Raw genomic sequence first — 23,858 nt, 5'->3', positions numbered from 1 at the left:
ATTGTCTTCATTAGCTTATCAAGCTTCCAATTCTGATTTGATGATGCTTCCCCACTTTTCAAATTCGACCAGAAAACCGTCATGCCCGAAACTGGTATCGATCAATGTGTAATCCGCTTCTATTCCGATGTGCTTCAACTGGCCGATAAACTGTTCCAGCGAACCAGGAGGGAATAGCAAATCTCCGCTGTAGCCCAGCGCTGTTACCGGTGCTTCGATCCGGGAAGCAGCTTTCTGCCACCCACCACGTCCGCGTCCGATATCATGGGTATCCATCGCCTTCAACAAATACAGATAACTGTTGGCATCGAAACGCTTGGTCAGCTTTTTCCCCTGGTAATCAAGGTAGGATTCGATTTCATAGGCAATTTCATCGTGGAAGTTGCCGGCAGGTGCGCGCTGTTTCCTGGAAAAACGTTCATTGAACAAATCTCCCGACCGGTATGTGATCATGCCCACCATACGTGCCAGACTCAATCCGCTTTCCGGTATGGTCTCTTCCGTATAATTGCCGTTGTTCCAATTCGGGTCATGCAGGATGGCAAGTCTTGCGATATTGTTGAATGCAATCGCATAGTCGGTCAAGTAAGGCGTGACAGCCAAGGGAATCAAACGATCCATTTTACCGGGATACATCACTCCCCACTCCAACACCTGCATTCCGCCGAGCGAACCGCCAATAACAGCAGCTAAATGGTTGATACCCAGTTTTTCCAGTGCCAGATGCTGGGCACGGACCATATCACGGACCGTTATAAACGGAAATTTGGCCTGGTAGGGTTCTCCCGTCTTGGGATCTATACTAAGCGGTCCGGTCGAACCATTACAGCCGCCCAGTACGTTGAACGATATAATTTGGAATCGATCGCTATCGATAAAACCTCCAGGGGTGATCATTTCTGCCCAATAGCCAGGCATATCCTGATCGCCCGCTGCATGCTGGCTTCCTGTCAATGCATGACAGACAAGGATTGCCGGTGCTTCGGCCAACCCAACCCGTTCGTAGGCAAGCTCAACCTCCTGGATCACGGTACCGGATTCCAACTCGAGCTCTCCTATGTTGACTGTACCGGTCTTCCTCTCGACAGCTGTTTTCACTTCCATACGACGGATCCACCACCTTTCTTGTTTTCAATTAATTCGATTATTTCTCAATCCATCTATCACTTTTCCAGTTGTCTTTCCCCCTGTTCACTGTCCAGGAAGACATAAAAAATGCCTCTCCAGAAGATAGAGAGGCATTGGTTATCAATTCACTCCTTATCTTCCAAGCTTTCGCTCAGCAGGAATTAGCACCTTTTTAAGCCGTGGCTTAAAGGTTGCCGGGTTTCATCGGGCCAGTCCCTCCACCTCTCTGGATAAGTATTCGCAATATTCCATTTTGATTTAACCAGAATTCTAGCATGTAGAAGAAGACCTGTCAACAGGTTTTCTGCCTATTTCATTTTTTAAAATCATTATCAAGAAAAAGTAAGAATAATCCGTTTATCCGTTGTGACTTGCGGGAAGAGGTTAACTGTCGCGAAAGGACGGGCCCGTCAGCGATATCGAAGTCAGACGAAAACAGACAAATTACTTAAAAAGGTGGTTTTTCACTTGTTTTTTCACAGAAAAGAACTTCAGTATCATGCAAAACCAGAAAAGTCCGACCCACTCTTCGCCAAGCAGCTGCAAGAAATTTTAGGTGGACAATTCGGTGAGATGTCTGTAGCGATGCAGTATTTATTCCAAGGTTTCAATACGCGCGGAAATGAAAAGTATAAAGACTTGATCATGGATACTGGCGCAGAAGAACTCGGCCACGTAGAAATGATCGCCACTATGGTTGCACGTTTACTGGATGGAGCGCCAATCAATGAACAGGAAAAAGCGGCCGAAGACCCTGTGATCGGCGCAATCATGGGTGGCATGAATCCGCATCACGCAATTGTTTCCGGACTCGGAGCCACTCCGGAAAACAGTGCAGGCGTGCCATGGAGCGCAGGATATATCATCGCCAGCGGCAACTTGATGGCAGACATGCGCGCAAACCTGAACGCAGAGTCGCAAGGAAGATTGCAGGTTGCCCGTCTATATGAATTGACGGAAGATCGCGGTGTCAAAGACATGCTTTCCTTCCTGTTGGCCAGAGATACCATGCATCAAAACCAATGGATGGCAGCCCTGCAGGAATTAGAAGAAAAAGAAGGCGGCAAAATCACTCCTACCACCGTGCCGGCTGAATGGGAAGCATTGGATTTCTCTCATAAACTGTACAACTTTTCTGAAGGCGAGGATAGTGCACGCGGTATTTGGGCTTCTGGCAATGCGCCCGATGGCCATGACTTCCAATATGAAAGCGAACCGGTAGGCTTTGGAGGAAAACCAGAACTGAAACCAGCTCCTCCTTATGTACATGCAACACCTCCCCTTGATAAATAAACAAGTGAAACAGACCTGTGCACGCGTCACGGTGCACAGGTCTATTTTTTTAGATTTGTTTGTAGCTAAGCTTTATCCCTCGGGGTTTGATTACAAGCTGAAAGATCACTTTTTTCATTGTTTTTTTTCCGCTGATCCAGGGAAGTACATACCGTGATACACTTTTCCTGGAGGGCAGTCATGGTTTACTTGCAAGAATTAGAAGAAAAAATCGAAGCATTGCGGGTTAAAATGTATGAAGCATACAATAATAATCCGAGTGGACAAGAAGTACTCCAAATATCACAAACATTGGACAAGGCCATCAACCAGCTGGAACAACAAAAACGACAGCAATAATCCAGTTGCCTTTTGACTGCCAGTTCAATTGGTTGTATTTTTCCTCTTGCATTCGAAAATTTATTATCGTATAATAGTCGTTGTCAGTCGGAACTGAATATGAGAACCGACAACCTATTATATTGCGCTCGTAGCTCAGTCGGATAGAGCGGTGGTTTCCGGTACCACGTCTGTCGGGGGTTCGAATCCCTCCGAGCGCGTACTTTTAAAAAGAGTGTTTCCCAAGTTGTTTTATCGACTTGTGGGACACTCTTTTTTCTGGATCCGTTTGTTTGCCGGGTGCCACTGCATCACGAATGTAATCACATTTGAGAGATTCTGGTAAAACCTGCTTCAACAACCTTATCAAGTGCAACTCCGATTCCCTCTCCTCACAAAACGCGCTTCACACTCCCTATGAAGTGCAAAGCCCAGTCGCTCTCCATGCAAAAGGAACTTCATCCCCACTCTATTTCGAGCAAAACCAGGCGCCCCCTCCCAACCCATAGACTTTTTATGAGAAAAATGAGAAAAACTCCACAAGCTCGTCATAGTATGTATAATAAGTAGATAATTCAGAAAAGTCCGATTTGTTAAACTTCACCTATGTTTTCGGATTCTCGAAGAAAACACCCACCACTCAGTAAGGAGGTCGAGCATGAATTCCAAAACACCTATTTTGGAAGTCAATCAACTACATACCCACTTTTTCACCAAATCAGGCGTTGTCAAAGCTGTCGATGGCGTTTCATTTGCCATCACTCCCGGCGAGACACTCGGAATAGTCGGAGAATCCGGATCAGGAAAAAGTATCACAGCTATGTCGATCATGAATCTGATTCCTTCTCCTCCCGGAAAAATAGTCGATGGCGAAATTTTGTTTAAAGGAGAAGATTTGCTGAAAAAATCGGAAAAGCAAATGCGGAAAATTCGTGGTAAAGAGATTTCGATGATTTTCCAGGATCCGATGACTTCCCTCAATCCCGTTTTTACTGTGGAAAAACAGATGGTCGAAACGATTTTGGTCCATGAAAAAATGAGCAAAAAGCAGGCCAAAGACCGGGCTGTCGAACTGCTTGATTTAGTCGGGATTCCGGAAGCGCGGGGCCGTTTGAAAAACTATCCGCATGAATTCAGCGGAGGCATGCGGCAGCGCGTGATGATCGCCATGGCACTGGCCTGCAACCCCGAAGTCTTGATTGCCGATGAGCCGACGACCGCCCTTGATGTTACCATCCAGGCACAAATATTAGAGTTGCTGGCCAGACTGCAAAAGGAACTGGGAATGGCCATTATCATGATTACCCACGACCTTGGCGTTGTGGCGGAGGTTTGCGACAGGGTCATGGTCATGTATGCCGGAAAACCTGTCGAATACACAGACAAGAATACTTTGTTTGAACAGCCAAAGCACCCTTATACGCTGGGTTTAATGAATTCGATTCCCCGCATCGGGGCCAAACAGGAAAAATTGGCTGCCATCCAAGGACTTCCTCCAGATTTGCGTGCCCTTCCCGGCGGATGCAGCTTTGCGCCAAGGTGCACTCATGCAATGGAAAGCTGTTTAAGCCATGACCCAGCATGGACAGAACAAGCAGCAAATCACCATGTCCGATGCCTGTTATATGAAGAAGATGAAGAAAAGGTGGTGTCGGAATGAGCGTTTTATTAGAAGTAAACAATTTGAAAAAGCATTTTCCGATAAAAGGAAGCAGCTTATTCGAAAAAGAAAAGAGGGCCGTCAAGGCCGTAGACGGTGTTTCCTTTCAAGTCAACAAAGGGGAGACACTGGGACTTGTCGGAGAAAGCGGATGTGGCAAATCGACTACCGGACGCGCGATTTTAAAGCTGTTGGAACCGACTTCCGGGGAAATTCGCTTCAATGGAGAAGATATCACTGGCTACCGTGGCGAAAAACTTAGAAAGCTAAGGCGCGACATGCAATTGATTTTCCAGGATCCCTACGCTTCCCTCAATCCAAGAAAAACAATCGAACAAATCATCACCGAACCAATGAAAATTTTCGGTATGCCGAAAGGAGAACGGAAGCAGAAGCTTGATCGACTGCTCGAAGTCGTCGGGCTCAGTTCCTATCATAAACAACGCTATCCCCATGAATTCAGCGGTGGACAACGACAGCGTGTAGGAATTGCCCGTTCCCTGGCACTGGACCCGGAATTGGTGATTTGCGATGAACCTGTTTCGGCTCTAGATGTATCTATTCAAGCCCAGGTGATCAACTTGATGGAAGAACTGCAAGAAGAATTCCAATTGACCTACTTGTTCATCGCCCACGACCTGAGTGTCGTCCATCATATCAGTGACCGTGTCGCGGTCATGTATCTCGGCCAAATCGTCGAAATCGGTGAAGTCGAGGAACTTTATGCAAACCCGAAACACCCGTACACCCAGGCATTGCTGTCGGCTATTCCGGAAGCAGACCCGAAAGTATCACGGGAACGAATCACCATTAAAGGGGACCTTCCGTCTCCTTCCAACCCGCCTGCGGGCTGCAAATTCCACACCCGGTGTCCTTATGCAGAGGAAATCTGCCGGAACGTAAATCCGGAACTCAAACAGGTTTCAACGGATGGCCAACAGGCTGCTTGTCATTTTGTGAAAGAAGTGGCGCTTGAGTACTGACCTCCAGCGTCAATTCTAAATAAAATTCTTTAAGGGGGATAAGAATGAATAAAAAAGTATTATGGACTTTATTTGGTATGTTGCTATTCGTTGTGTTGATCGCCAGCGGCTGCAGCAGTGACGAAGCCGGGTCGGAGGATACCGGGGATGACACTGCTGAAGCGAGTGACGACACAGAAAGCGGAGAGGATGGTGAAAAAACGCTTGTATTCGGACGCGGCGCCGACTCGGTTCAGCTGGACCCTTCGCAAATTACCGACGGTGAATCCATCTATGTCACCAACCAGTTGTATGATACGCTGGTCCGCTACAAAGAAGACAGCACCGAGGTAAGGCCTTCACTGGCAACAGAATGGGAAACTAGCGAAGATGGGTTAGTCTGGACATTCCAGCTGCGCGATGACGTGAAATTCCATGATGGCAGCGATTTTACTGCTGAAGATGTTGTATTCAACTTTGAGCGCTGGGCTACATCTGCCGACTTCATTTACTATGGCTACATGTTCGGTGCGACAGAGGACAATTTGAAAGGCATCATTGAAAAGGTAGAAGCTACCGGCGACTACGAAGTGAAATTCACTTTATCCGAACCGAATGCTCCTTTCTTGTACACGCTTGCTATGCCTCCATTCGGTATCGCTAGTCCTGATGCGGTCGAGGAATATGGTGATGATTACTTCAAAAATCCGGTCGGAACAGGACCGTTTGTATTCGAAGAATGGGTGAAAGACGACAGCATTACGGTCGTTAAAAACGATGATTATTTCGATGAGCCGGCCAAGGTCGACAAAGTCATTTTCCGGACAATTCCAGATAACGGTGCCCGTTTCATGGAATTGCAATCTGGATCCATCGATGTCATGAACGGACTGAATCCACAGGATATTGAACAAGCGGAGTCCGATGAAAACCTGCAAATCATCCGCAGACCGTCGATGAACGTTAGTTATATGGCAATGAACACGGACCAGGAAGGCCCGATGGGCAACAAAGAGGTTCGCCAGGCCATTAACCTGGCAATTGATAAAGAAAAATTGCTGACTCTGTTCGAAGGTGTAGGAAAAGCTGCCAAAAATCCGATGCCTCCTTCCCTTTGGGGGTACAATGACGAAATTGAAGACTATGGTTACGACATTGAAGAAGCAAAAAAACTGTTGGCTGAAGCCGGCTATGCCGATGGATTCAAAGTGACGCTTTATTCCATGGCAAATCCACGTCCTTACTTGCCGCAGCCGAAAGTTACAGCACAGGCAATCCAGGAAATGCTTGCGGAAGTTAACATAGAAGTGGAAATCGTGGAGAACGACTGGGATACCCATCTGGCTGCCACAGAAAACGGCGAGCACGATATGGCCTTCCTTGGCTGGACCGGGGACAACGGGGACCCTGACAACTTCCTGTACGTATTGCTTGATAAAGACAATGCCAAAATGGGCTCTGCAGGAAACGTCGCTTTTTACAAAAGCGATGAAGTGCACGACTTGTTAAAAGCAGCACAGACTGAGATGGATCAGGAAAAACGTTCGGAACTGTATATGGAAGCACAGGAAATCATCCATGAAGATGCGCCATGGTTCCCGATCGCCCATACGACACCACCGCTTGCAGCCAGCAAGGATGTAGTCGACTACCTTCCACACCCGACTGGAAGCGAACCGTTCAACTTCCTGGATATCAGTCGCTAATCCGTCTTATATGAAGCTTATCCAGAAGTTACTTTGGCTGCCGCCAAGGTAACTTCTCTCATCTTTACCCCTATCATGGAAAGGAGGAAACGTGATGCTTAAATATATTTTGCGAAGACTGGTCATGCTGATCCCGGTACTTCTCGGGGTTTCGATTCTGACCTTCTCGCTGATCCATTTGATACCAGGCGATCCGGCAAGGAGCATGCTTGGTGAGAAATCGACAGAATCCCAGCTGGAACAGCTCAGGGAGGAACTGGGATTGAATGATCCTTATGTCGTCCAATATGGCCGTTTTGTAGGAAAAATCCTTCAAGGGGATTTAGGTGAATCGGTAAAGTCCCAAGAAGAAATAAGCATCGAAATTGCGAGCAGACTTCCTGCCACAGTAGAATTAACGGTTTTTGCCATGATATTGGCGATGGTCGTCGGGATATTGGCAGGGGTGATCGCCGCAGTCAAACAGTACTCCTGGTTCGACAATCTTAGTATGAGCGGAGCGTTGTTCGGTGTGTCTCTCCCGATTTTCTGGCTTGGGTTGATGATGATTTGGCTGTTCTCCGTCAAACTGAATATATTGCCTGCCTCGGGCAGGATTTCGAACGACATCGAACTTCATACCATCACCAATTTCTATTTGCTGGATAGTTTGCTTACCGGCAACTGGGCAGCATTTAAAGATGTGTTTTCCCATTTGCTGATGCCGGGAATCGCACTTGGAACCATACCGATGGCAATCATCGCAAGGATGACACGGTCCAGTATGCTGGAAGTCATGAAACAGGATTACATACGAACGGCAAGCGCCAAGGGCCTCGCCCGTCACCTGATCGTTTTCCAGCATGCGCTGAAAAATGCGTTTCTTCCGGTACTTACCGTCATCGGGCTGCAATTCGGCCTCCTTCTCGGCGGAGCAGTACTGACCGAGACCATTTTTTCCTGGCCAGGAATCGGACGCTATGTCTATCTGGCAGTCATGGGAAGGGACTATCCTGTTGTGCAAAGCTCCATACTCATTATCGCTGTTATTTTTGTGCTGGTTAATCTGATTACCGATGTGTTGTACAAATACTTTGATCCTCGGATCAGTTACGATTAAGAAAGGATGTGAATGATAGAATGGCAGCAATACCACAAACCACACCGACCCCACCGGGAGTGCCAGAGCGGGAAAAAGCGGCAACAGCCAAGTCTTCAAGTCTGTGGCTCGATGCTTTTAGCAGATTGATAAGAAGCAAGACTTCCTTTATCGGCCTGCTTATCATTTTGCTTTTACTCGTCGTGGCAGCAATGGCCCCCGTTGTGGCTACCCACGATCCGACAGATCAACAATTGCTTGACCGCTACCTCGCTCCTTCCGGCGATCACTGGCTCGGAACGGATGAGCTGGGAAGAGATATTTACAGTCGGATTGTATATGGCACGCGGATTTCCATCCAAATCGGTTTGATTGCCGTCGGAATATCCGCGGTTATCGGGATTCTGCTCGGCGGCATTGCCGGATATTTCGGCCGATGGGTGGACCAGGTCATCATGCGCGTGATCGACATCCTGATGGCGTTTCCGAGTATCCTGCTGGCCATTGCATTGGTCGCAGTCCTGGGGGCAAGCTTGACAAATGCGATGATTGCCATCGGAATTGTAGGTGTTCCCCAATTTGCCAGGATTGTCCGTTCCACCGTTTTATCCGTGAAAGAAACGGAATACATTGAAGCAGCGAGAGCGATTGGGGCTAAAAACAACCGGATCCTGTTCCAGCATGTTTTGCCGAACTGTCTCGCACCGATCATCGTCCAAGCCACGCTCAGCATCGGGACGGCCATTCTGGATGCTGCCGGGCTTAGTTTTCTTGGACTTGGTGCACAGCCTCCTTCCCCAGAATGGGGCGCCATGTTGAGTGACGGGAGGGCTGCATTGCAGACCGCTCCATGGGTTGTCGCATTCCCTGGATTGGCCATTTTCCTGGTCGTTTTAGGCTTCAACTTATTCGGCGACGGTTTGCGTGATGCATTGGATCCACGGCTTAAACAATAAGAATGGTACGGTTGCGGCCATAAACTGCAGGACGAGGTCCCGCAAGTTCGCTGCCCATCAAATCAGAAAATCGTGTAAACTAAAGGTAAAGCCTGGAGTGGCTTTACCTTGTTTGGATGAAAATTGGAGGTACAGACATGAAAAAATCAAGCGCTGTCATCGGTTGCTTTCTCGCGGGCCTTTTGCTGGCAGCCTCACCGTTCGCACGCCCGGATTCCGCAGCTTCCATCAACTCATATCCGAATTTGCCAGCACCGATCGGAGAAGAAACCATTTTATTCACTTCTGCCGGGCAAGCACCCGAAAATCTTCTGCTAGCCAAAATGGCTGAGGATTTACACTTAGAAGGAGATTACCGGCCACGTGCCTTGGCATCTGACCTTTATGATTACCGGACGCTAGTCATCATTGTCGGTAATAGTCCCTATGGGCTGCAATACCGAAACAAGACATTTACAGAGGAATCGGACAGGATCAAGCAGTTGCTTAATGAAGCAGAATTAAGAGAAGTGCCGGTAATCATCCTGCATGTCGCGGGAACCAAACGACAGGATAATCAAACCGTAGAGTTGATAGAAACCACCGCTCCGTATGCTGATTATTTTCTAGGTCTGAAGTCAATCAGCAGTTCGACAAAAATCATCGAATCAATGGATGCCGCCAATGTCCCTGTTACTCTCGTACAGGATTTGGAAGACCTTCATACCCCGTTGAATTCGGCATTCCGCTAGCGGAGAGGGAAGGGGGAAACATGGCAGATTACAAGAATAATACCATTCCAGGGCTGATTGGGTTTTTTTTATTAACCTATGGGCTGTTTTTCCCTAGTCTGTCGGCTGAATGGGTTTCCTTCATCATCGACAGACTGCAGGAAAGCATGGAAATCATGGATAGTGGACAATTGCTGATAGCATCGTTCGCCTACATATCCAGAAATGCACTTCTTTATTTTTTGATTTATTTCAGTACGTTGCTAATTGTCAGTGCCTTAACCAAAAATACAGACAGCATTGCATTTTCATTCCTTTTTATCAGTGCCACCTTAACAGCCGTCTTTTTGATCAATGAGTTTTATGGAGAATCGTCCTCCTATGCACCGCACTTTTTCTCATTGGGTCTGCTGTTGGCTTTGAATTCCTATATCACCAAACAAAGATATTATTATTTAACGTTTGCAGTCATTTTGTTTTTTTTGATCACTGCCATGCAATGTTTAAATTTGATTCCGCTGCTTTCGCAATGGAGCTTCGGAGCAGATGATTTAGCGATCAGTTTGAAAACAGCCGATAGCTTCATCACCGAGGATCAATTATTTACAGCGCTTTACTTTGTTCTGTTCGCCATTTTTTTTCTCATTGCCGTTATCTTTGCCCTGCTGGTCCATTTATTCAACATCCAAATCACCACCCTGAAAAGGTTCCAAGTACAAGAGAAGGAACTCAAGGAAACCCGGTTTGCGCTAACAGAATCAAAGGTCTACGAGGAAATCCATTCACTGGTCCATGACTTGAAAACACCATTAGTGACAGTGCGGGGACTGATCTCCCTGATTGCGATGAAATATGAAAAAACAGAAGACAAGAAACTGCAGGACTATCTAACCCGGGTCGATCATTCCATTGATAAAATGAATGAAATGATTTCGGAAATCCTCTATGAGAACACGAAAAAAGAGATTGATGTAGACGAATTTCTACGTTATGTGATCAGCCATTTAGTGCTGGACGATCAAAAAATCCGTCTCGAAATGGAAGTGCAGGAAAACCTACCCTATATCCATGTCAATAAAATCCGTTTTGCCAGAGCCATTGCCAATCTGCTGGAAAATGCGATTATTTCTTTTGAAGGAAAAGCAGGATTTATCCAGATCGATGTCAAAAAAGTGAATGATACGGTACGGTTTCAAATAAGAGACAATGGTCCAGGAATAAAGGAGGAACTTATGCAGGAAATATGGAAGGAAGGTTTTAGCACGAAAGACTCGTCCGGTCTCGGCTTGTCCTTCGTGAAACGTGTTGTCGAGAATCACCAGGGTACCATCTTCGTTTCAAGTACCCCCGGCAGTCATACACAAATGGATATTTACCTGCCGGTGTCTTCCGGTCAAGGAGGCGCCTTTTATGATATTGATCATCGATGATAATGAAGATATTCGTTTTACCATCAAAGAAATCTGTTCGTTTGCTGATTGGGAGGCATGTGAAGCGTCTACGGGAAAAGCGGGTGTGGAATTGTTTCGAAAAGTGTCCCCTTCCGTGGTTCTGATTGATTACCATATGCCGGACTGGGACGGACTGAAAACGACCAAAACCATCCGTGGAATGAATGCTTCGGTCCCGATCATCATCTTGACGGTCGACGAACGCCATGAAATTGCCGAGCAATTTCTGCAGGCAGGTGCAACGGATTTTGCTTTAAAGCCCATAAAAGCCCCTGACCTCCTATCGAGGATACGCCTCAACATGAAAGTCGGCAAATTGACAGCGGGACAAAAAGATGTTTTTGTAGAAAAAGGCATCAAAGCAGAAACATTGCGGACAATAAAACATTTTCTTTACCAGCAAGAACGGCCGTTGACGATATCTGAAATACAAGCAAGTTTGCCTGTTGCCTATCAAACGGTACACCGTTACCTGAATTATCTGGCCGAACGAGGGGAAATCACGGTCTTGTCCCAATATGGCAGCAAGGGAAGGCCGAAAAACAAATATAAAATAACGTAAACAGCCGACTTGTTAAGTTTATTTATCAGAAATCAGGGAACGATGGTTATAGATTAAATTCTTACTGTGAACGGCGATAATCCGGTTTTTCCGACCGGCAAAAAAGGTCGAACACTTCTTACATATGCAAAGTGTTTTTTGTTTGACCTTTATTGACCTATTGGAGTAAGATGAAATTAGTCATTCATCATAAGGATGAAAGAACTAAAAAAGGAGGAACTATCCAATGAATTTAATTCCTACAGTTATTGAACAAACAAACCGCGGAGAACGTGCATATGATATTTATTCCCGTCTGTTAAAAGACCGCATTATCATGCTGGGAAGCGGAATCGATGACAATGTTTCCAATACAATCGTCGCACAGCTGCTTTTCCTTGCTGCTGAAGATCCGGATAAAGATATTTCGCTCTACATCAATTCGCCAGGTGGTTCGATCACGGCCGGCATGGCAATTTATGATACCATGCAGTTCATCAAACCGAACGTTTCCACCATTTGCATCGGGATGGCAGCTTCTATGGGCGCCTTCCTTCTTGCAGCAGGTGAACCAGGCAAGCGTTATGCGCTTCCTAACAGTGAAGTCATGATCCACCAGCCGCTTGGCGGTACGCAAGGTCAGGCAGCGGATATCGAAATTCATGCAAGAAGAATTATTGAAATGCGCAGTAAGCTGAACCACATTCTTTCTGAGCGTACTGGTCAACCGTTGGAAGTGATCGAGCGCGATACAGACCGTGATAACTTCATGGAAGCTTCCAAGGCTGTTGAATACGGTCTGATCGACAAAGTAATGGAAAAAAAGCCTGACTAATAAACAGGGAAATCAAAAGACTGGGACAAAAACATAGTGCCCAAAACGAAAACCGGACGATAATCCGAAATCTTGAGGATTATCGTCCGGTTTTTTCTTTTTAATCGGTTATTTTTCGTAGTTCTTTCATAAAAAAATACAATCTACGTAATAATCTTTATTGAAATACTTGGTGCCTTGAATGAAAGGGATGTTGTCCAGCGCTAAGGAAATATCTTACGCTTTCCGCGGGCGGCTGGTGAACTTCCTCGACCCAAGGGTGCAAAGAAGGATATTCCAGTAGAACCCTGACTGTGGCCGTTACCATGAAACGAAGTGTTCTGCTGCAGCGACATTTTATCCTTATCTATTTCAGAATGAAAGAATTAATTCGCAGTTCCCTCAATCTGTAAAGCTTGAAAAGCAACACAGCTGCGATAGGAATCTTTAAATTTTTTTTGCAAATATATTTATCAATGATAATACTGCCTTCTTAACAAGTTGAGTTTTAACTCCACACCTTCACCATGCTTTCACTTCGTTAACATAGCATGCCGTTTTTGAAGTTTCTTCTTCCCTTTCCACCAAGGCGATAGTTCGAGACGATTCATTAAAATTGGCAGGCTGCCTTATAACCGAGACAGCCTGCCGAAAGTTATTCCGTATGGATGACACGGGTGCTCGCGAACAGGTCGTGCACTCCTTGCTTTTGATCCGTGAAGGCCACAACCGCATAGAGCACAGGAGTGAAAAACAAGACTCTATGGATAAATCTTCCCACCACCTCACGAAACAACAAATCACTCCAGGTCAACGAACTATCATCTTCCCGGACCACCCGAAGACCAAACAGCATCTTTCCAAGCGTCTGGCCAAAGAATTTGGTCATCAACAAAAAATACACATAAAAAACAATCGAGCCCAGTATCCCTGTCACCGTCCAAAAACCAATATCAAGTTGCTGGCCGTCATTGATAAAATGAAACGGACTAAGCAGGATACCATTGACACTAAATACCACGAGCAAGTCCGTTATGTACGCCCAAAACCTCATCCAAAATCCAGCATAACGTCTTTTCCTCAAGTCATTTGTTGAATGTTCAACCGTTTGCCAGTTTTCTTGATCATGATTGCTCATCTACAGCACCCCCTACCTTGAATACAGATACATGGCCCGCGGAGCATCTGACTCCCTGATCAATTCCTGAAGGCCAGCCAATTTCATGTCCGGACCGAAGAAGTTTTGCGCAGTCATTCCAAGTAGCTGGTCAAAATGGAAGCCGGTTTTATACTGAATAACTTGCGCTTCTCCCAATTCATTCTCCTCTTCCATCATCGCTATCGTGTCATCCAGCGTGCCAAGCCCATCAATCAACTTGTTATCCAGGGCTTGCTTGCCAGTGTACACTCGGCCATCTCCCAGCTCACGGACCGTTGCTTCTTCCATCCCGCGGCCATCGACAATGACTTGGACAAATTCATCATACAGCTCATCGACCATCGTCTGAAGAATGGCTTCTTCGTCTTCCGTCATCGGGCGTGAACCAGACATGATGTCTTTGTATTCTCCGCTTTTGATTGTATTGAAATCTATTCCGTATTCTTCTGCCAATTCAGCATAGTTGATGCTTTCCATAATCACACCAATCGATCCTGTCAACGTTGCCGCATTGGCCACAATTTTATCGGCAGGGGCAGACACGTAGTAGCCACCAGAAGCAGCCGTATTGCCCATGGATACATAGACAGGTTTATCTGTACTTTCCTGGATTTCTACAATTTTGTCATGGATCTCGGCACTTTCGACTACCCCGCCGCCAGGAGTGTTCACACGGAGAATTATCCCATCGATGCTTTTGTCCTCTCCCGCCTTTTCAAGCATTCGCAAAAAGTTTTGGTGGTTGTAGCCTGAGTTATTCAGTAATGAGCCAGACCCGGTATCTTGAATTACTCCTTCCAAGTGGAGTACGGCGATCTTACTTCCGCTTGTCCCACTCTCGATAACCGTTTCATTAAACAATTCATCCTGCTGCGTGAATACATCCTCGAAATTGGTGGATGCCAGACTGGTTGCGAACTGTACTCCAATCGAAATTAAAAATAAACCTGCCGCTATGAGCAGCGCCAGCCAGCGTTTTCCATTCATCATTAAATCCTCCTCTGTCGGCTTGTTTCTGTTATCCCTTTAAAATAGTATCGTATGTGCCGCCGATTATCTAGTGGCAGCCGATTACTCCTTTCCTGAAACAGGTTGGCGGTTATCGGTATGACAAGGACAGGTAGTGAGGTGATCATCATAAACTCCTATAGCCTGTAAAAAAGAATAAATAATGACAGGCCCGACGAAAGTAAAGCCCCGTTTTTTCATGTCTTTGCTGATGACAACCGACATATCATTTTGGGCAGGAACTTGTCCGGCTTCATCCCAGTGATTCACTATTTGTTTTTGATCACTGAACTGCCAAACATAGGCGGAAAAACTCCCGAATTCCTTTGCCGCCCGCTGTGCTGCCATGGCATTTTTGCGGACTGCGTTAATTTTCAGCCGATGCCGGACCACCTCTCCCGTTGATAGAATTTTTTCCAAGTCATCATCTGACATAGCTGCACACCGATTGATATCAAAGTGATGAAAAGCCTGACGGTAACCCTCCCGTTTGTTCAGGATTGTGCTCCAGGATAAACCGGCTTGCGCGCCTTCTAAATTGAGCATTTCAAATAAATAAGTGTCATCCTTGCTCGGTATTCCCCATTCCTGATCATGGTACTGTTTCATCAATGAACCTGATTCAGCCCAAGGACATGTCTTTTGTCCTTTCATCTGTATTCCCACCTTTCTTAAACCTTGTATCGGTACCATTATCGTAATACGTATGGTAGCTTTGTTACGTTCCATATTTTGCTCAATCGATTAAAATTATTCTTTATGAATAGGGACGGCAGATTATCATAAATGGGCAAAAAAATAACCAAGCCTCTCTATAAAGGCCTGGTATTGTTTATACAGTCGGTTCCGCTTGGCCGGGATTGATGAATGCCGAAAGCTGATCGATTGCTGCGGTTTCATCACTTCCCTCGGCAATGAGGATGATTTCCTCTCCCGTTGCTATCGCCAGACTCATAAGTCCCATAATACTTTTGGCATTGACCCGCTTGCCATCTTTCTCAATAAACAATGCTGAAGAAAAGCCACTTGCCTTTTGAACGAATTGTGCTGCCGGCCGCGCTTGTAAACCTGCTTCCAACTCCACCACCATCTCTTTTTGTTTCACTCGGTTCCCTCCTTAAAGAAAACGCTTTCATTTATATTTAAAAAAATACTCTCTTTTGTAAAGAGAGCAGCTGCAAGCTTCGCCGCAACTTTAAAATATTATACCATATACCGACCCGTCCCGAACATAGCTAATTTCCAAGCGGTTCACCTTTTTTTAGTTTTTCGGCATATTCATCGATTTTGCGCAACCTGTGATTGATACCGGATTTACTGATCTTTCCGGTCGAAACCAGCTCTCCTAACTCTTTCAAGGAAACATCTTGATGCTGTACCCGCAATGTAGCGATTTCCCTGAGTTTTTCTGGAAGCGCATCGATTCCCACCGTCCGATCAATGAATTTGATATTCTCCACCTGTCGAAATGCTGCGCCGATCGTTTTATTCAAATTGGCAGTTTCACAGTTCACCAGACGGTTGACCGAGTTCCGCATGTCCCGGACGATCCGCACGTCCTCGAACTTGAAAAGCGCCTGGTGGGCTCCCATATAGGTAAGCAGCTCGGTGATTTTTTCCGCTTCTTTCATGTAGGTAATATAACCTTTTTTGCGTTCCAGTTTACGGGCATGCAAGTCGAACGAATTCATCAACTCACATAATGCATCATTGTGTTCTTTATGAAAATTATAAATTTCCAAATGGTACGAGGAGGTTTCCGGATTGTTTACCGATCCTCCCGCCAAAAAAGCGCCACGTAAATAAGACCTGCGGCAGCAATCCTTGCTCGTGAATTTTTCCGAGATGGAATGATTAAAAGAAAATGGTTCTTTTAGAATCTCCAAATCATCAAGGAAAGTGCGAACCCCTTCCTTCATCCGGACAATATAGACATTGTTCTTTTTCAACTTCATTTTTTTCCGGACAAGTAGTTCAACTGGATAACCATAGAGGGATTTTATCAATGTATAGATCCTTCGAGCTATTGCAGCGTTTTCTGTTTGGACATCGAGCAGGTACTCTTGACGCGCCAGGGAAATCGCCCCGTTCATACGTACAAGGGCTGCCAGCTCCGATTGAGCACAACAAGTGTCCGTCGAAATTTTTGTCAACTCTTTCTTTATCTCTGATGCAAAAGACATTCCCTCACCTCCCCTGTTTTGTGAATCGTTAAATCAAGGAATATAACAATTCAGATACTTTGGCCGTATCATGGCGCAGCATTTTTTTAGAATGGTCGATAATGTCGCCTTCAATGATTTCCAAGCCCATATCAAGCAGACGATCGGTATCATACACAACCGGTGCAGCATTTTCTTCGGCATACAACTCGCGGACATCTCCTTCTATCGGCTGGTTATGGACGATGATCGAATGAATGCAGCCTTCGCCAATATGATCGGTAATCGCTTGTACGTGATCGGCCGCTGTATAGCCGGAAGTCTCGCCATACTGGCTCATGACATTGCACACATAAGTGACCTTCCCTTTCGTATGACGCAAGGCATCCCCGATTTGAGGTACGATCATATTCGGCAGCGTACTGGTATATAAACTTCCCGGTGCGACCACCACCAGATCGGCCTGCTTGATTGCCTCCACTGCTTCGGGCAAAGGCAGTACCGGCTCAGGACTCAAAAAAACGCGCTTGATTTTTTTATTGGCGAGAGGAATGTTCGATTCACCGGAAACGATCTCACCATCTTCCATTTCAGCATGAAGGAACATATTTTGGTTGGCGATTGGATAGATCCTTCCTTTGACGTTCAACACGCGCGATATTTCTTTGATCCCATTGTAAAAATCGCCCGTCAGTGATGTCATCGCAGCCAATAATAAGTTGCCCATCGCATGCCCGGACAATCCATTGCCATTGGCGAACCGATGCTGAAATAAATCAAGCAGCATCGGCTCGGCATCCGACAGTGCCGCAATCACATTCCGAATATCGCCTGGTGCGGGGATGGCCATTTCCGATCGCAGCCGGCCTGAGCTCCCTCCATCATCTGCGACCGTGACAATTGCAGACAAATCAATGGGATAATCTTTCAGTCCCCGCAAAAGGACAGGCATCCCGGTTCCTCCCCCTACGACGACTACGTGTGGCTGTTTCTGTTTATTCATAGCTTAATGACCCTTTCTCTTATCGATATCCCGATGGCTGACATGGGTGACATAGTCGCCGGAGAATTTTTTCGCCAAATGCTCTGCAATCGCTACGGAACGATGCTGGCCGCCTGTGCAGCCGATGGCGATCACCAGCTGGCTCTTGCCCTCTTTTTTGTATTGCGGCAGCATAAATTCCAAAAGGTCCGTCACTTTATCCAGGAATTTTTGTGTATCCGTCCACTTGAACACATAGGAAGAAACTTCCGAATTGAGACCCGTCAACGGCCGCATATGAGCAACATAATGAGGGTTTGGAAGAAAGCGGACATCAAAGACTAAATCGGCATCGATCGGAAGCCCATATTTAAAACCGAACGAAACGGTGTGGACCGAAAAAACCTGCTGCTCTTTTTCGGCGTACGTATCGACGATTTTTTCCCGTAAATCCTTCGGCTTCAATGCCGACGTATCGATGATGTTATGTGCGCGACCGCGCAGTTCATCGAGAATAGAGCGTTCTTGTTCGATTCCTTCCAACGGCAGACCTTCCGGGGCCAGCGGATGGTAGCGGCGTGTTTCCTTGTAGCGAGAAACAAGCGCCTGGTCTTTGGCATCCAGAAACAGAATGTGCTCCTCCAGCCATGCGTCCTCCTTTGCCAAAGCATCCAGGGCATCGAACAGGGTATCAAAAAACTCCCGTCCCCGGAGATCCATCACTACCGCTACTTTTCGTATGTTGTTCGTTGCGTCTTTCATCAATTCAAGAAATTTGGGCAGCAATGCCGGAGGCAGATTATCGACACAGTAAAAGCCCAAATCTTCAAAGCTTTGCATAGCAACCGTTTTCCCTGCTCCCGACATCCCTGTGATGATTACAAGTTGTGTTTCTTTGTTTTTTTCTGCCAAGCTCAATCTCCCCTTTTCGCCGCTTGTTCCAGAAGCCGTAAATCGATCAAGGACCCGGCGGATCCAATCGATAATCGATCAAAGCATAGTCGCTTGTATAAGTAAATGTGCCAAAAAGTATCTCACTGCTGGTGAGAAGGTGATTGATGATAAAACGATCTCCATCTGCCATCGGCTTCTGAATCGCTTCATCGACAGGAACCCATTCCAGCTTTCCTTCCCGACAGTCTTCTGTCATCTCTCCAGCATATTCCCTGCTGAAAAACGTAAACATCATCCATTCATCGACTACCTTGTCATCTTCTTTGATAACGAAGGTGAACACTCCGCCTAAGCGCGGGTTGTACAATGTCAAACCTGTTTCTTCTTTATATTCTCTAACTGCTGCTTCTTTGATTGTTTCCCCTTGCTCCATTTTGCCGCCGGGCATGGCATACCAGCCCCGTCTCGGCTTTTGCAGCATTAACAGTTCATCCTCATCCCGCAGGATACTCGTTGTGACTCGACGCATATCATCACCTCTTCCCTGCTTCCAGGTCCTGCTGTTTTTCTTGGTGTTCATACTACCTGAAAGAAGACATCTTTTTTTATTATACTATGTTTAAAAGCAATCCTACAATGTTTGGTTCCTAGGCAAAACTTACCGGAAGCCGTCTGAAGATGGGCAAAAAAAGACACAGGCGGAAACTCCACCTGTGCACAAAGAATATATTTATTAAAAGGGGGTCAATTAGTTAATTCTATTGTACCCGATAATTGTTTCGTCCGTGTTACAGCAGAGTTAAAAAGTATTTACGATTACCATCTCTGCCGCATCCCTTTTAATTGACGGCTTTCAATTCTTCTACCAGGTTTTCAATGTAAGCCTGGGCAGACTGAGCAGCAATACTTCCATCCCCGGTTGCTGTCACGATTTGACGTAATTCTTTTTCGCGAATGTCACCAGCAGCAAAGATTCCCGGTACACTTGTTTCCATTTTTCCATTGGTCGGAATATACCCTTGCTCGTTGGTGATACCAAGCGAACTGAACGGTTTGCTCAACGGCACCATTCCGATATAAATAAACACGCCATCCGTGGAATGCTCATACTCTTCATCCGACTTTTGATTGTGAAGTGTAACACTGCCCACTTTTCCATCTTTGCCGTTGATTGTTTTTACGACTGTGTCCCAAATAAAGTCGATTTTCTCATTGTCAAAGGCCCGCTGTTGCAAGATTTTTTGCGCACGCAGCTCATCACGGCGATGGACAATGGTCACCTTGCTGGCAAAACGGGTCAAATAAACCCCCTCTTCCACCGCAGAGTCCCCACCGCCGACAACAATCAATTCTTTGTTTTTAAAGAAGGCACCGTCACATACAGCACAATAAGAAACGCCTCGTCCGCCAAGCTCTTCTTCGCCCGGTACGCCGATTTTCTTGTATTGAGCACCAGTAGTGATGATCAACGCCCTCGTTTTGTACTCCTTGTTTCCGGCGACAACAGTTTTATATTCTTTCCCGTCGATAACTTCTTTTACATCGCCATACGCGTATTCGGCACCGAATTTTTTCGCATGGTCGAACATCTTGGTGGAAAGATCCGGTCCTAAAATATGGTCATACCCTGGATAATTTTCCACATCCTCGGTGTTCGCCATTTGCCCGCCCGGAATCCCGCGTTCCAACATCAATGTATCTAAATCGGCCCGGGAAGTGTACACAGCGGCAGTCATGCCGGCAGGTCCTGCCCCGGCGATAATAACGTCATAAATTTTTTCATCGGCCATTCTCGATCAGCCCCTTTTCTTCTGCATCTTTGTCTTCTCAAGCCCATTATCGTATGAATCAATGTCCAGGTCTACTATTCTGCTCATTGCAAACAGGTCTTTATTTATAGTATGGATTTAATGGTTATTGTGTATCCAAGGGCCTTCATCCTTGCTGAGAAAAGGATGGCGTTTGCAGCCTTCTTCCCAGAGGGCCAACGCTTTCGATGGAATTCCAGTATGAAAGGCGGCTATGCTGTACCATTTGTAATACGAAGCATGGCCTTGCAAATTGGATTTAGACAAGGTTTTGAACCGTTGTACCGCTTCCCGATAATAGCCTGTTCTTGCCAGCGTGACAGCCACACGCAGTTTTTGCTGGCTGTGCAGTGGATATACATTGAACAGCGCTTCGACATGCGCAGCGGTTTTGTCGGAGTTTCCGGTATGGAAATAAAACACGGCTAAATTTGTGTGGCAAAACAGAGACTGCGGTTCCTCTTCAAGCCATTTTTCCTCTAAAGCAATCGCTTCTGTTTCCTCTCCGGAAAAGAATAAAGCAAAACTGTATTCGTGCTTTGCAGTAACATGCTCCGGAAACAATCCCATCATTTCCTTAAGCAGTGGCAGCGCATAATCCCACTCCTGACGTTCCAGATGATAAAAGGCGGTTTCCTGGAAGATCAACAGTTCATCGTCTATACCGTCCCAGTCCTCGTCCTCTTCTTCTATATCCAAAAATTGCAGCAATTCTTCGGCCTCTTCCCTGAATTCTCCTTCAGGTGCTTGTTCCAAGTACTGCTTGGCATTTTTCATGGCATCATTCATCAATCCCAAATGCGCATAATTGTTGGCAATCAAATAATAGCAATCCACATATTCGTCACCATGTGCATCCAACACTTCCGTCAGCACTTGGTTGGCCATATGATAGGCGCCCGCTTCTGTATAAATAATCGAAAGCTGACAGCGGAACAGCGGTTCCTCCGGTGAGGCTTCGACTGCCTTTTTCATCCATTTGACCGCAATATCGAATTTCCGTTTTTGAAAGGCTTCGACACCTTTCGTAAAATAAAAATCGCCCTCAGGGATAAAAGGGATGACTTTATCAACATTAAGCGGTAGTTTCATCTTTTGCGAAGTATGCATTCGTCTCCCCCTGTATGACTTAATTCAACCGTAACCGTATATAATAAACCGCCATGAAAGCTGACGCTCCATGGCAGCTGATAATTACAGACTGATACCGCTTGAAGTATACCACATTTGGGAAAGGTAATATATAGGAACTGCCATAAAAACATACTAACAAGTGAAAAAAGGGACTTTTTGGGGATTCCTGCGGGTGGAAAGGCTTCGGTGAGATCCCGGAGAGCACTATCTCGAGGAGGCTCAACCGCCACCCGCGGAAAGCGCCAGATATTTCCGCAGCACAGTGCCAGCACCCTCTTTTAAAAAATAACGAATATTTCTATCCAATTTTTTCAGTAGAACAAAAAAACAAGACCAAATCTTTATTTCGATTCGGTCCGCTACTCCATATATTCGTTATGTCGGCAGATGGAACACCGATTCTCTTTCCTCTGTCAATCAGTAATTGCTGCGTGTTGATTTGTTTCGACAATCCGCTGAAAATGGCGGATTGTCAAAGGATCATCCTGATAGCCACCGGGATTCCAAGTAGATTGCATGTAGACTTCAGCCACATCCTTGTTCCGTCCATCCCCTTCAGCAGCATCTTCCAATGCAATGATACTTTCAAAAACGGCAGCGAATTTTTCGGCAATCTCCTTGCAATGCAACGTCCGTATTTCCCTATCTGCCCTTTTCACATCTTCCAGCCAATCTGTGATATGTTTTATTTCTAGCTCCAGCTGCTCACGTAATACCTGGAGATTCTCCGGGAGGGCAGCGAGCCTGCGATGTACTTCGTGGAAAAACAGTTGATCTGCTTGATATTTTTCTATCAGCCGCAGTACTTCCAATCCCAAAATATTGCCGGTTCCTTCCCAAACAGTTAGCACTTGGGCATCCCGCAACAACCTTGGAGTGACAAAATCTTCGATATATTCGTTTCCGCCATGCATCTCCAGTGACTCATGAGCAAAATGGATCGCCTGTTCGGCCGTCTCTTTTTTCAATATAGCAATGTACAAGCGAATCAAGATTTGCTCTTCGGTAGATGGGGCTGTATCAGCACACAGCTGATCAAAACGGTGAATCATATCAAACACCGCGCTCATCTCTACTTGCTGCTTCACAGCAAGTGTGGTCAATGTATCCTGGATCATTGGAAGGTCCTTGAGTTTACTCCCGAAGGCTGTCCGTTTTCCTGCATAATCCCGTGCTTCCAAAAAAGCGCGTTTCATGATTCCGAGCGAAGCTACTGCATTGCAAATCCGTGATAGATTCAATGCTTCCGCCATGTAGGCAAACCCTTGTTCAGCTTGGCCGACAAGGTATGCCTTGGCCCCATCGAATTCGACCTCGGCCGATGGGACGGCGCGAACACCAAGCTTATCCTTCAAGCGGCGGATATACAGCTTTTGATCCTGGCGGTTTTCTTCCCAAGGCACCAAAAACAAACTGAGTCCCTTCGTTCCATCTCCAGCTCCTTCCATTCTTGCCAGCACCATGGCCACACCGCATTGCCCGGCGTTGCTGGCAAAGTACTTTTCGCCGTAAATCCGGTAACCGTCCTCTGTTTCGACCGCACGAACCACGTTTGCTCCTACATCCGAGCCACCTTGCCGTTCGGTCAGAAACGTCGCCCCTTCATATAATTCCGTTTCGCCAGTTGCCAGAACATGCGGCAAGAACCTTTCTTTCAACTGTTCATCAGCATAATGATCAATCAAATAAGCGGTCGCCATCGTCAATGTAACCGGACAATAAAATCCTGGTTCTGCATGGGAAAGCAGGTATCCCTGTGCAAATGAATAAACATAGTTGCCTTTTCTACCTAGATCAGGAATTTCCTTGTGGATATATCCCACAATCCCTGTATTATAGGTTTCTTCTACGGTGCGCTTGTACCCCTCATTCACCCAAACTTTGGAGACTTCCTCCCCCATTTTGTCGTATTTCACGAGACGCGGCTGCCCCTCCCGGTCTGTATGGACAGCCCGTTCATCGATTTCTCCTGCACAACTTTCGCCAAAAACGTGAAGCTGCCTGTCAGCCCAATGGTAGAATGGAACGGGCAAATATTTTTCCAACAACGAAGTAAGATGCGCATCCTCCTGGTAAAAGTTAACCATGTCAACC

At 46.2% G+C, this 23,858-nt stretch carries 23 protein-coding genes, 1 tRNA gene and 1 riboswitch; of the genes, 12 read left to right on the top strand and 12 right to left on the bottom strand.

Features of this window, described 5'->3' with window-relative positions; all coding sequences use genetic code 11:
* Positions 1-18: 18 nt before the first annotated feature.
* Positions 19-1,104 (bottom strand): homoserine O-acetyltransferase MetX, encoded by a 1,086-nt coding sequence (gene metX / locus F6X55_RS11250; protein ID WP_153463279.1) that lies wholly within the window; start codon positions 1,102-1,104, stop codon positions 19-21.
* Positions 1,105-1,257: 153 nt separating this feature from the next.
* Positions 1,258-1,365, bottom strand: a riboswitch (SAM riboswitch).
* Positions 1,366-1,596: 231 nt separating this feature from the next.
* Here metX and F6X55_RS11245 point away from each other — a divergent pair.
* The 12 genes from F6X55_RS11245 (at position 1,597) to clpP (ending at position 12,638) form a co-directional block, all read left to right on the top strand.
* Positions 1,597-2,421, top strand: a complete 825-nt coding sequence (locus tag F6X55_RS11245; protein WP_026772305.1) for a manganese catalase — start codon at positions 1,597-1,599, stop codon at positions 2,419-2,421.
* Positions 2,422-2,601: 180 nt separating this feature from the next.
* Positions 2,602-2,760, top strand: coding sequence for an aspartyl-phosphate phosphatase Spo0E family protein (locus tag F6X55_RS11240; protein ID WP_153463277.1), 159 nt, complete (start codon positions 2,602-2,604; stop codon positions 2,758-2,760).
* Positions 2,761-2,884: 124 nt separating this feature from the next.
* A tRNA-Arg gene (locus F6X55_RS11235) sits at positions 2,885-2,960 on the top strand.
* Between the two features lie 437 nt (positions 2,961-3,397).
* The gene (locus F6X55_RS11230) at positions 3,398-4,399 is read left to right on the top strand and encodes an ABC transporter ATP-binding protein (RefSeq protein WP_026772304.1); all 1,002 of its coding nucleotides are present in this window, start codon (positions 3,398-3,400) and stop codon (positions 4,397-4,399) included.
* Positions 4,396-5,382 (top strand): ABC transporter ATP-binding protein, encoded by a 987-nt coding sequence (locus F6X55_RS11225; RefSeq protein ID WP_153463275.1) that lies wholly within the window; start codon positions 4,396-4,398, stop codon positions 5,380-5,382. The genes F6X55_RS11230 and F6X55_RS11225 overlap by 4 nt, the downstream gene beginning before the upstream one ends.
* 44 nt (positions 5,383-5,426) lie before the next feature.
* Complete coding sequence (locus tag F6X55_RS11220) at positions 5,427-7,067, top strand: ABC transporter substrate-binding protein (RefSeq protein ID WP_153463273.1); 1,641 nt, start codon at positions 5,427-5,429, stop codon at positions 7,065-7,067.
* Positions 7,068-7,161: 94 nt separating this feature from the next.
* Entirely contained in the window at positions 7,162-8,166 is a 1,005-nt protein-coding gene (locus F6X55_RS11215; protein WP_026772303.1) for an ABC transporter permease, read from the top strand.
* Positions 8,167-8,186: 20 nt separating this feature from the next.
* Positions 8,187-9,101, top strand: a complete 915-nt coding sequence (gene nikC / locus F6X55_RS11210; protein ID WP_153463271.1) for a nickel transporter permease — start codon at positions 8,187-8,189, stop codon at positions 9,099-9,101.
* 137 nt (positions 9,102-9,238) lie between these two features.
* Entirely contained in the window at positions 9,239-9,832 is a 594-nt protein-coding gene (locus F6X55_RS11205) for a DUF6305 family protein (protein ID WP_026570909.1), read from the top strand.
* 20 nt (positions 9,833-9,852) lie between these two features.
* On the top strand, positions 9,853-11,241 hold the full coding sequence (locus tag F6X55_RS11200) for a sensor histidine kinase (protein ID WP_153463269.1): 1,389 nt from the start codon (positions 9,853-9,855) through the stop codon (positions 11,239-11,241).
* Positions 11,222-11,824, top strand: coding sequence for a response regulator (locus tag F6X55_RS11195; protein WP_026570911.1), 603 nt, complete (start codon positions 11,222-11,224; stop codon positions 11,822-11,824). Before F6X55_RS11200 ends, F6X55_RS11195 begins: the two co-directional genes overlap by 20 nt.
* Positions 11,825-12,050: 226 nt before the next feature.
* On the top strand, positions 12,051-12,638 hold the full coding sequence (gene clpP / locus F6X55_RS11190; protein WP_026772301.1) for an ATP-dependent Clp endopeptidase proteolytic subunit ClpP: 588 nt from the start codon (positions 12,051-12,053) through the stop codon (positions 12,636-12,638).
* 634 nt (positions 12,639-13,272) lie between these two features.
* Here clpP and F6X55_RS11185 read toward each other — a convergent pair.
* From F6X55_RS11185 to F6X55_RS11135, 11 genes are all read right to left on the bottom strand, one after another.
* Positions 13,273-13,755 carry an RDD family protein gene (locus F6X55_RS11185; protein WP_153463267.1) on the bottom strand — a complete coding sequence of 161 codons (483 nt, stop codon included), beginning with the start codon at positions 13,753-13,755 and terminating at the stop codon, positions 13,273-13,275.
* Between the two features lie 12 nt (positions 13,756-13,767).
* Complete coding sequence (sppA, locus tag F6X55_RS11180; protein WP_026570914.1) at positions 13,768-14,763, bottom strand: signal peptide peptidase SppA; 996 nt, start codon at positions 14,761-14,763, stop codon at positions 13,768-13,770.
* Between the two features lie 84 nt (positions 14,764-14,847).
* Positions 14,848-15,438, bottom strand: a complete 591-nt coding sequence (locus F6X55_RS11175; RefSeq protein ID WP_153463265.1) for a DNA-3-methyladenine glycosylase I — start codon at positions 15,436-15,438, stop codon at positions 14,848-14,850.
* Between the two features lie 178 nt (positions 15,439-15,616).
* On the bottom strand, positions 15,617-15,874 hold the full coding sequence (locus tag F6X55_RS11170) for an HPr family phosphocarrier protein (protein ID WP_371069415.1): 258 nt from the start codon (positions 15,872-15,874) through the stop codon (positions 15,617-15,619).
* 145 nt (positions 15,875-16,019) lie between these two features.
* Entirely contained in the window at positions 16,020-16,967 is a 948-nt protein-coding gene (gene whiA / locus F6X55_RS11165; RefSeq protein ID WP_153463263.1) for a DNA-binding protein WhiA, read from the bottom strand.
* Positions 16,968-16,995: 28 nt separating this feature from the next.
* Complete coding sequence (locus F6X55_RS11160) at positions 16,996-17,949, bottom strand: gluconeogenesis factor YvcK family protein (protein WP_026570918.1); 954 nt, start codon at positions 17,947-17,949, stop codon at positions 16,996-16,998.
* Positions 17,950-17,952: 3 nt separating this feature from the next.
* Positions 17,953-18,840 carry an RNase adapter RapZ gene (gene rapZ / locus F6X55_RS11155; RefSeq protein WP_026570919.1) on the bottom strand — a complete coding sequence of 296 codons (888 nt, stop codon included), beginning with the start codon at positions 18,838-18,840 and terminating at the stop codon, positions 17,953-17,955.
* Between the two features lie 46 nt (positions 18,841-18,886).
* Positions 18,887-19,351, bottom strand: coding sequence for an 8-oxo-dGTP diphosphatase (locus F6X55_RS11150; protein ID WP_026570920.1), 465 nt, complete (start codon positions 19,349-19,351; stop codon positions 18,887-18,889).
* A gap of 310 nt (positions 19,352-19,661) precedes the next feature.
* Entirely contained in the window at positions 19,662-20,612 is a 951-nt protein-coding gene (gene trxB / locus F6X55_RS11145; RefSeq protein WP_153463261.1) for a thioredoxin-disulfide reductase, read from the bottom strand.
* Positions 20,613-20,729: 117 nt separating this feature from the next.
* A complete protein-coding gene (locus tag F6X55_RS11140) occupies positions 20,730-21,740 on the bottom strand; it encodes a tetratricopeptide repeat protein (RefSeq protein WP_237648644.1) in 1,011 nt (336 codons plus the stop codon).
* Between the two features lie 437 nt (positions 21,741-22,177).
* On the bottom strand, positions 22,178-23,851 hold the full coding sequence (locus F6X55_RS11135; protein WP_153463259.1) for an acyl-CoA dehydrogenase family protein: 1,674 nt from the start codon (positions 23,849-23,851) through the stop codon (positions 22,178-22,180).
* Positions 23,852-23,858 lie beyond the last annotated feature (7 nt).

It is taken from the genome of Sediminibacillus terrae (assembly GCF_009602435.1).
In the GTDB taxonomy this organism is placed as follows: domain Bacteria; phylum Bacillota; class Bacilli; order Bacillales; family Amphibacillaceae; genus Sediminibacillus; species Sediminibacillus terrae.
The sequence above is the reverse complement of the archived record's forward strand: the minus strand, read 5'-3'. Positions and strand labels throughout refer to the sequence as shown.

Bases quoted from the DNA above. Each gene is read 5' to 3' on its own strand.
- metX (WP_153463279.1), bottom strand. From the start codon at position 1,104: ATGGAAGTGAAAACAGCTGTCGAGAGGAAGACCGGTACAGTCAACATA.
- F6X55_RS11240 (WP_153463277.1), top strand. From the start codon at position 2,602: ATGGTTTACTTGCAAGAATTAGAAGAAAAAATCGAAGCATTGCGGGTT.
- F6X55_RS11230 (WP_026772304.1), top strand. From the start codon at position 3,398: ATGAATTCCAAAACACCTATTTTGGAAGTCAATCAACTACATACCCAC.
- F6X55_RS11225 (WP_153463275.1), top strand. From the start codon at position 4,396: ATGAGCGTTTTATTAGAAGTAAACAATTTGAAAAAGCATTTTCCGATA.
- F6X55_RS11220 (WP_153463273.1), top strand. From the start codon at position 5,427: ATGAATAAAAAAGTATTATGGACTTTATTTGGTATGTTGCTATTCGTT.
- F6X55_RS11215 (WP_026772303.1), top strand. From the start codon at position 7,162: ATGCTTAAATATATTTTGCGAAGACTGGTCATGCTGATCCCGGTACTT.
- nikC (WP_153463271.1), top strand. From the start codon at position 8,187: ATGGCAGCAATACCACAAACCACACCGACCCCACCGGGAGTGCCAGAG.
- F6X55_RS11205 (WP_026570909.1), top strand. From the start codon at position 9,239: ATGAAAAAATCAAGCGCTGTCATCGGTTGCTTTCTCGCGGGCCTTTTG.
- F6X55_RS11200 (WP_153463269.1), top strand. From the start codon at position 9,853: ATGGCAGATTACAAGAATAATACCATTCCAGGGCTGATTGGGTTTTTT.
- F6X55_RS11195 (WP_026570911.1), top strand. From the start codon at position 11,222: ATGATATTGATCATCGATGATAATGAAGATATTCGTTTTACCATCAAA.
- clpP (WP_026772301.1), top strand. From the start codon at position 12,051: ATGAATTTAATTCCTACAGTTATTGAACAAACAAACCGCGGAGAACGT.
- F6X55_RS11185 (WP_153463267.1), bottom strand. From the start codon at position 13,755: ATGAGCAATCATGATCAAGAAAACTGGCAAACGGTTGAACATTCAACA.
- sppA (WP_026570914.1), bottom strand. From the start codon at position 14,763: ATGAATGGAAAACGCTGGCTGGCGCTGCTCATAGCGGCAGGTTTATTT.
- F6X55_RS11175 (WP_153463265.1), bottom strand. From the start codon at position 15,438: ATGAAAGGACAAAAGACATGTCCTTGGGCTGAATCAGGTTCATTGATG.
- F6X55_RS11170 (WP_371069415.1), bottom strand. From the start codon at position 15,874: ATGGTGGTGGAGTTGGAAGCAGGTTTACAAGCGCGGCCGGCAGCACAA.
- whiA (WP_153463263.1), bottom strand. From the start codon at position 16,967: ATGTCTTTTGCATCAGAGATAAAGAAAGAGTTGACAAAAATTTCGACG.
- F6X55_RS11160 (WP_026570918.1), bottom strand. From the start codon at position 17,949: ATGAATAAACAGAAACAGCCACACGTAGTCGTCGTAGGGGGAGGAACC.
- F6X55_RS11150 (WP_026570920.1), bottom strand. From the start codon at position 19,351: ATGCGTCGAGTCACAACGAGTATCCTGCGGGATGAGGATGAACTGTTA.
- trxB (WP_153463261.1), bottom strand. From the start codon at position 20,612: ATGGCCGATGAAAAAATTTATGACGTTATTATCGCCGGGGCAGGACCT.
- F6X55_RS11140 (WP_237648644.1), bottom strand. From the start codon at position 21,740: ATGCATACTTCGCAAAAGATGAAACTACCGCTTAATGTTGATAAAGTC.
- F6X55_RS11135 (WP_153463259.1), bottom strand. From the start codon at position 23,851: ATGGTTAACTTTTACCAGGAGGATGCGCATCTTACTTCGTTGTTGGAA.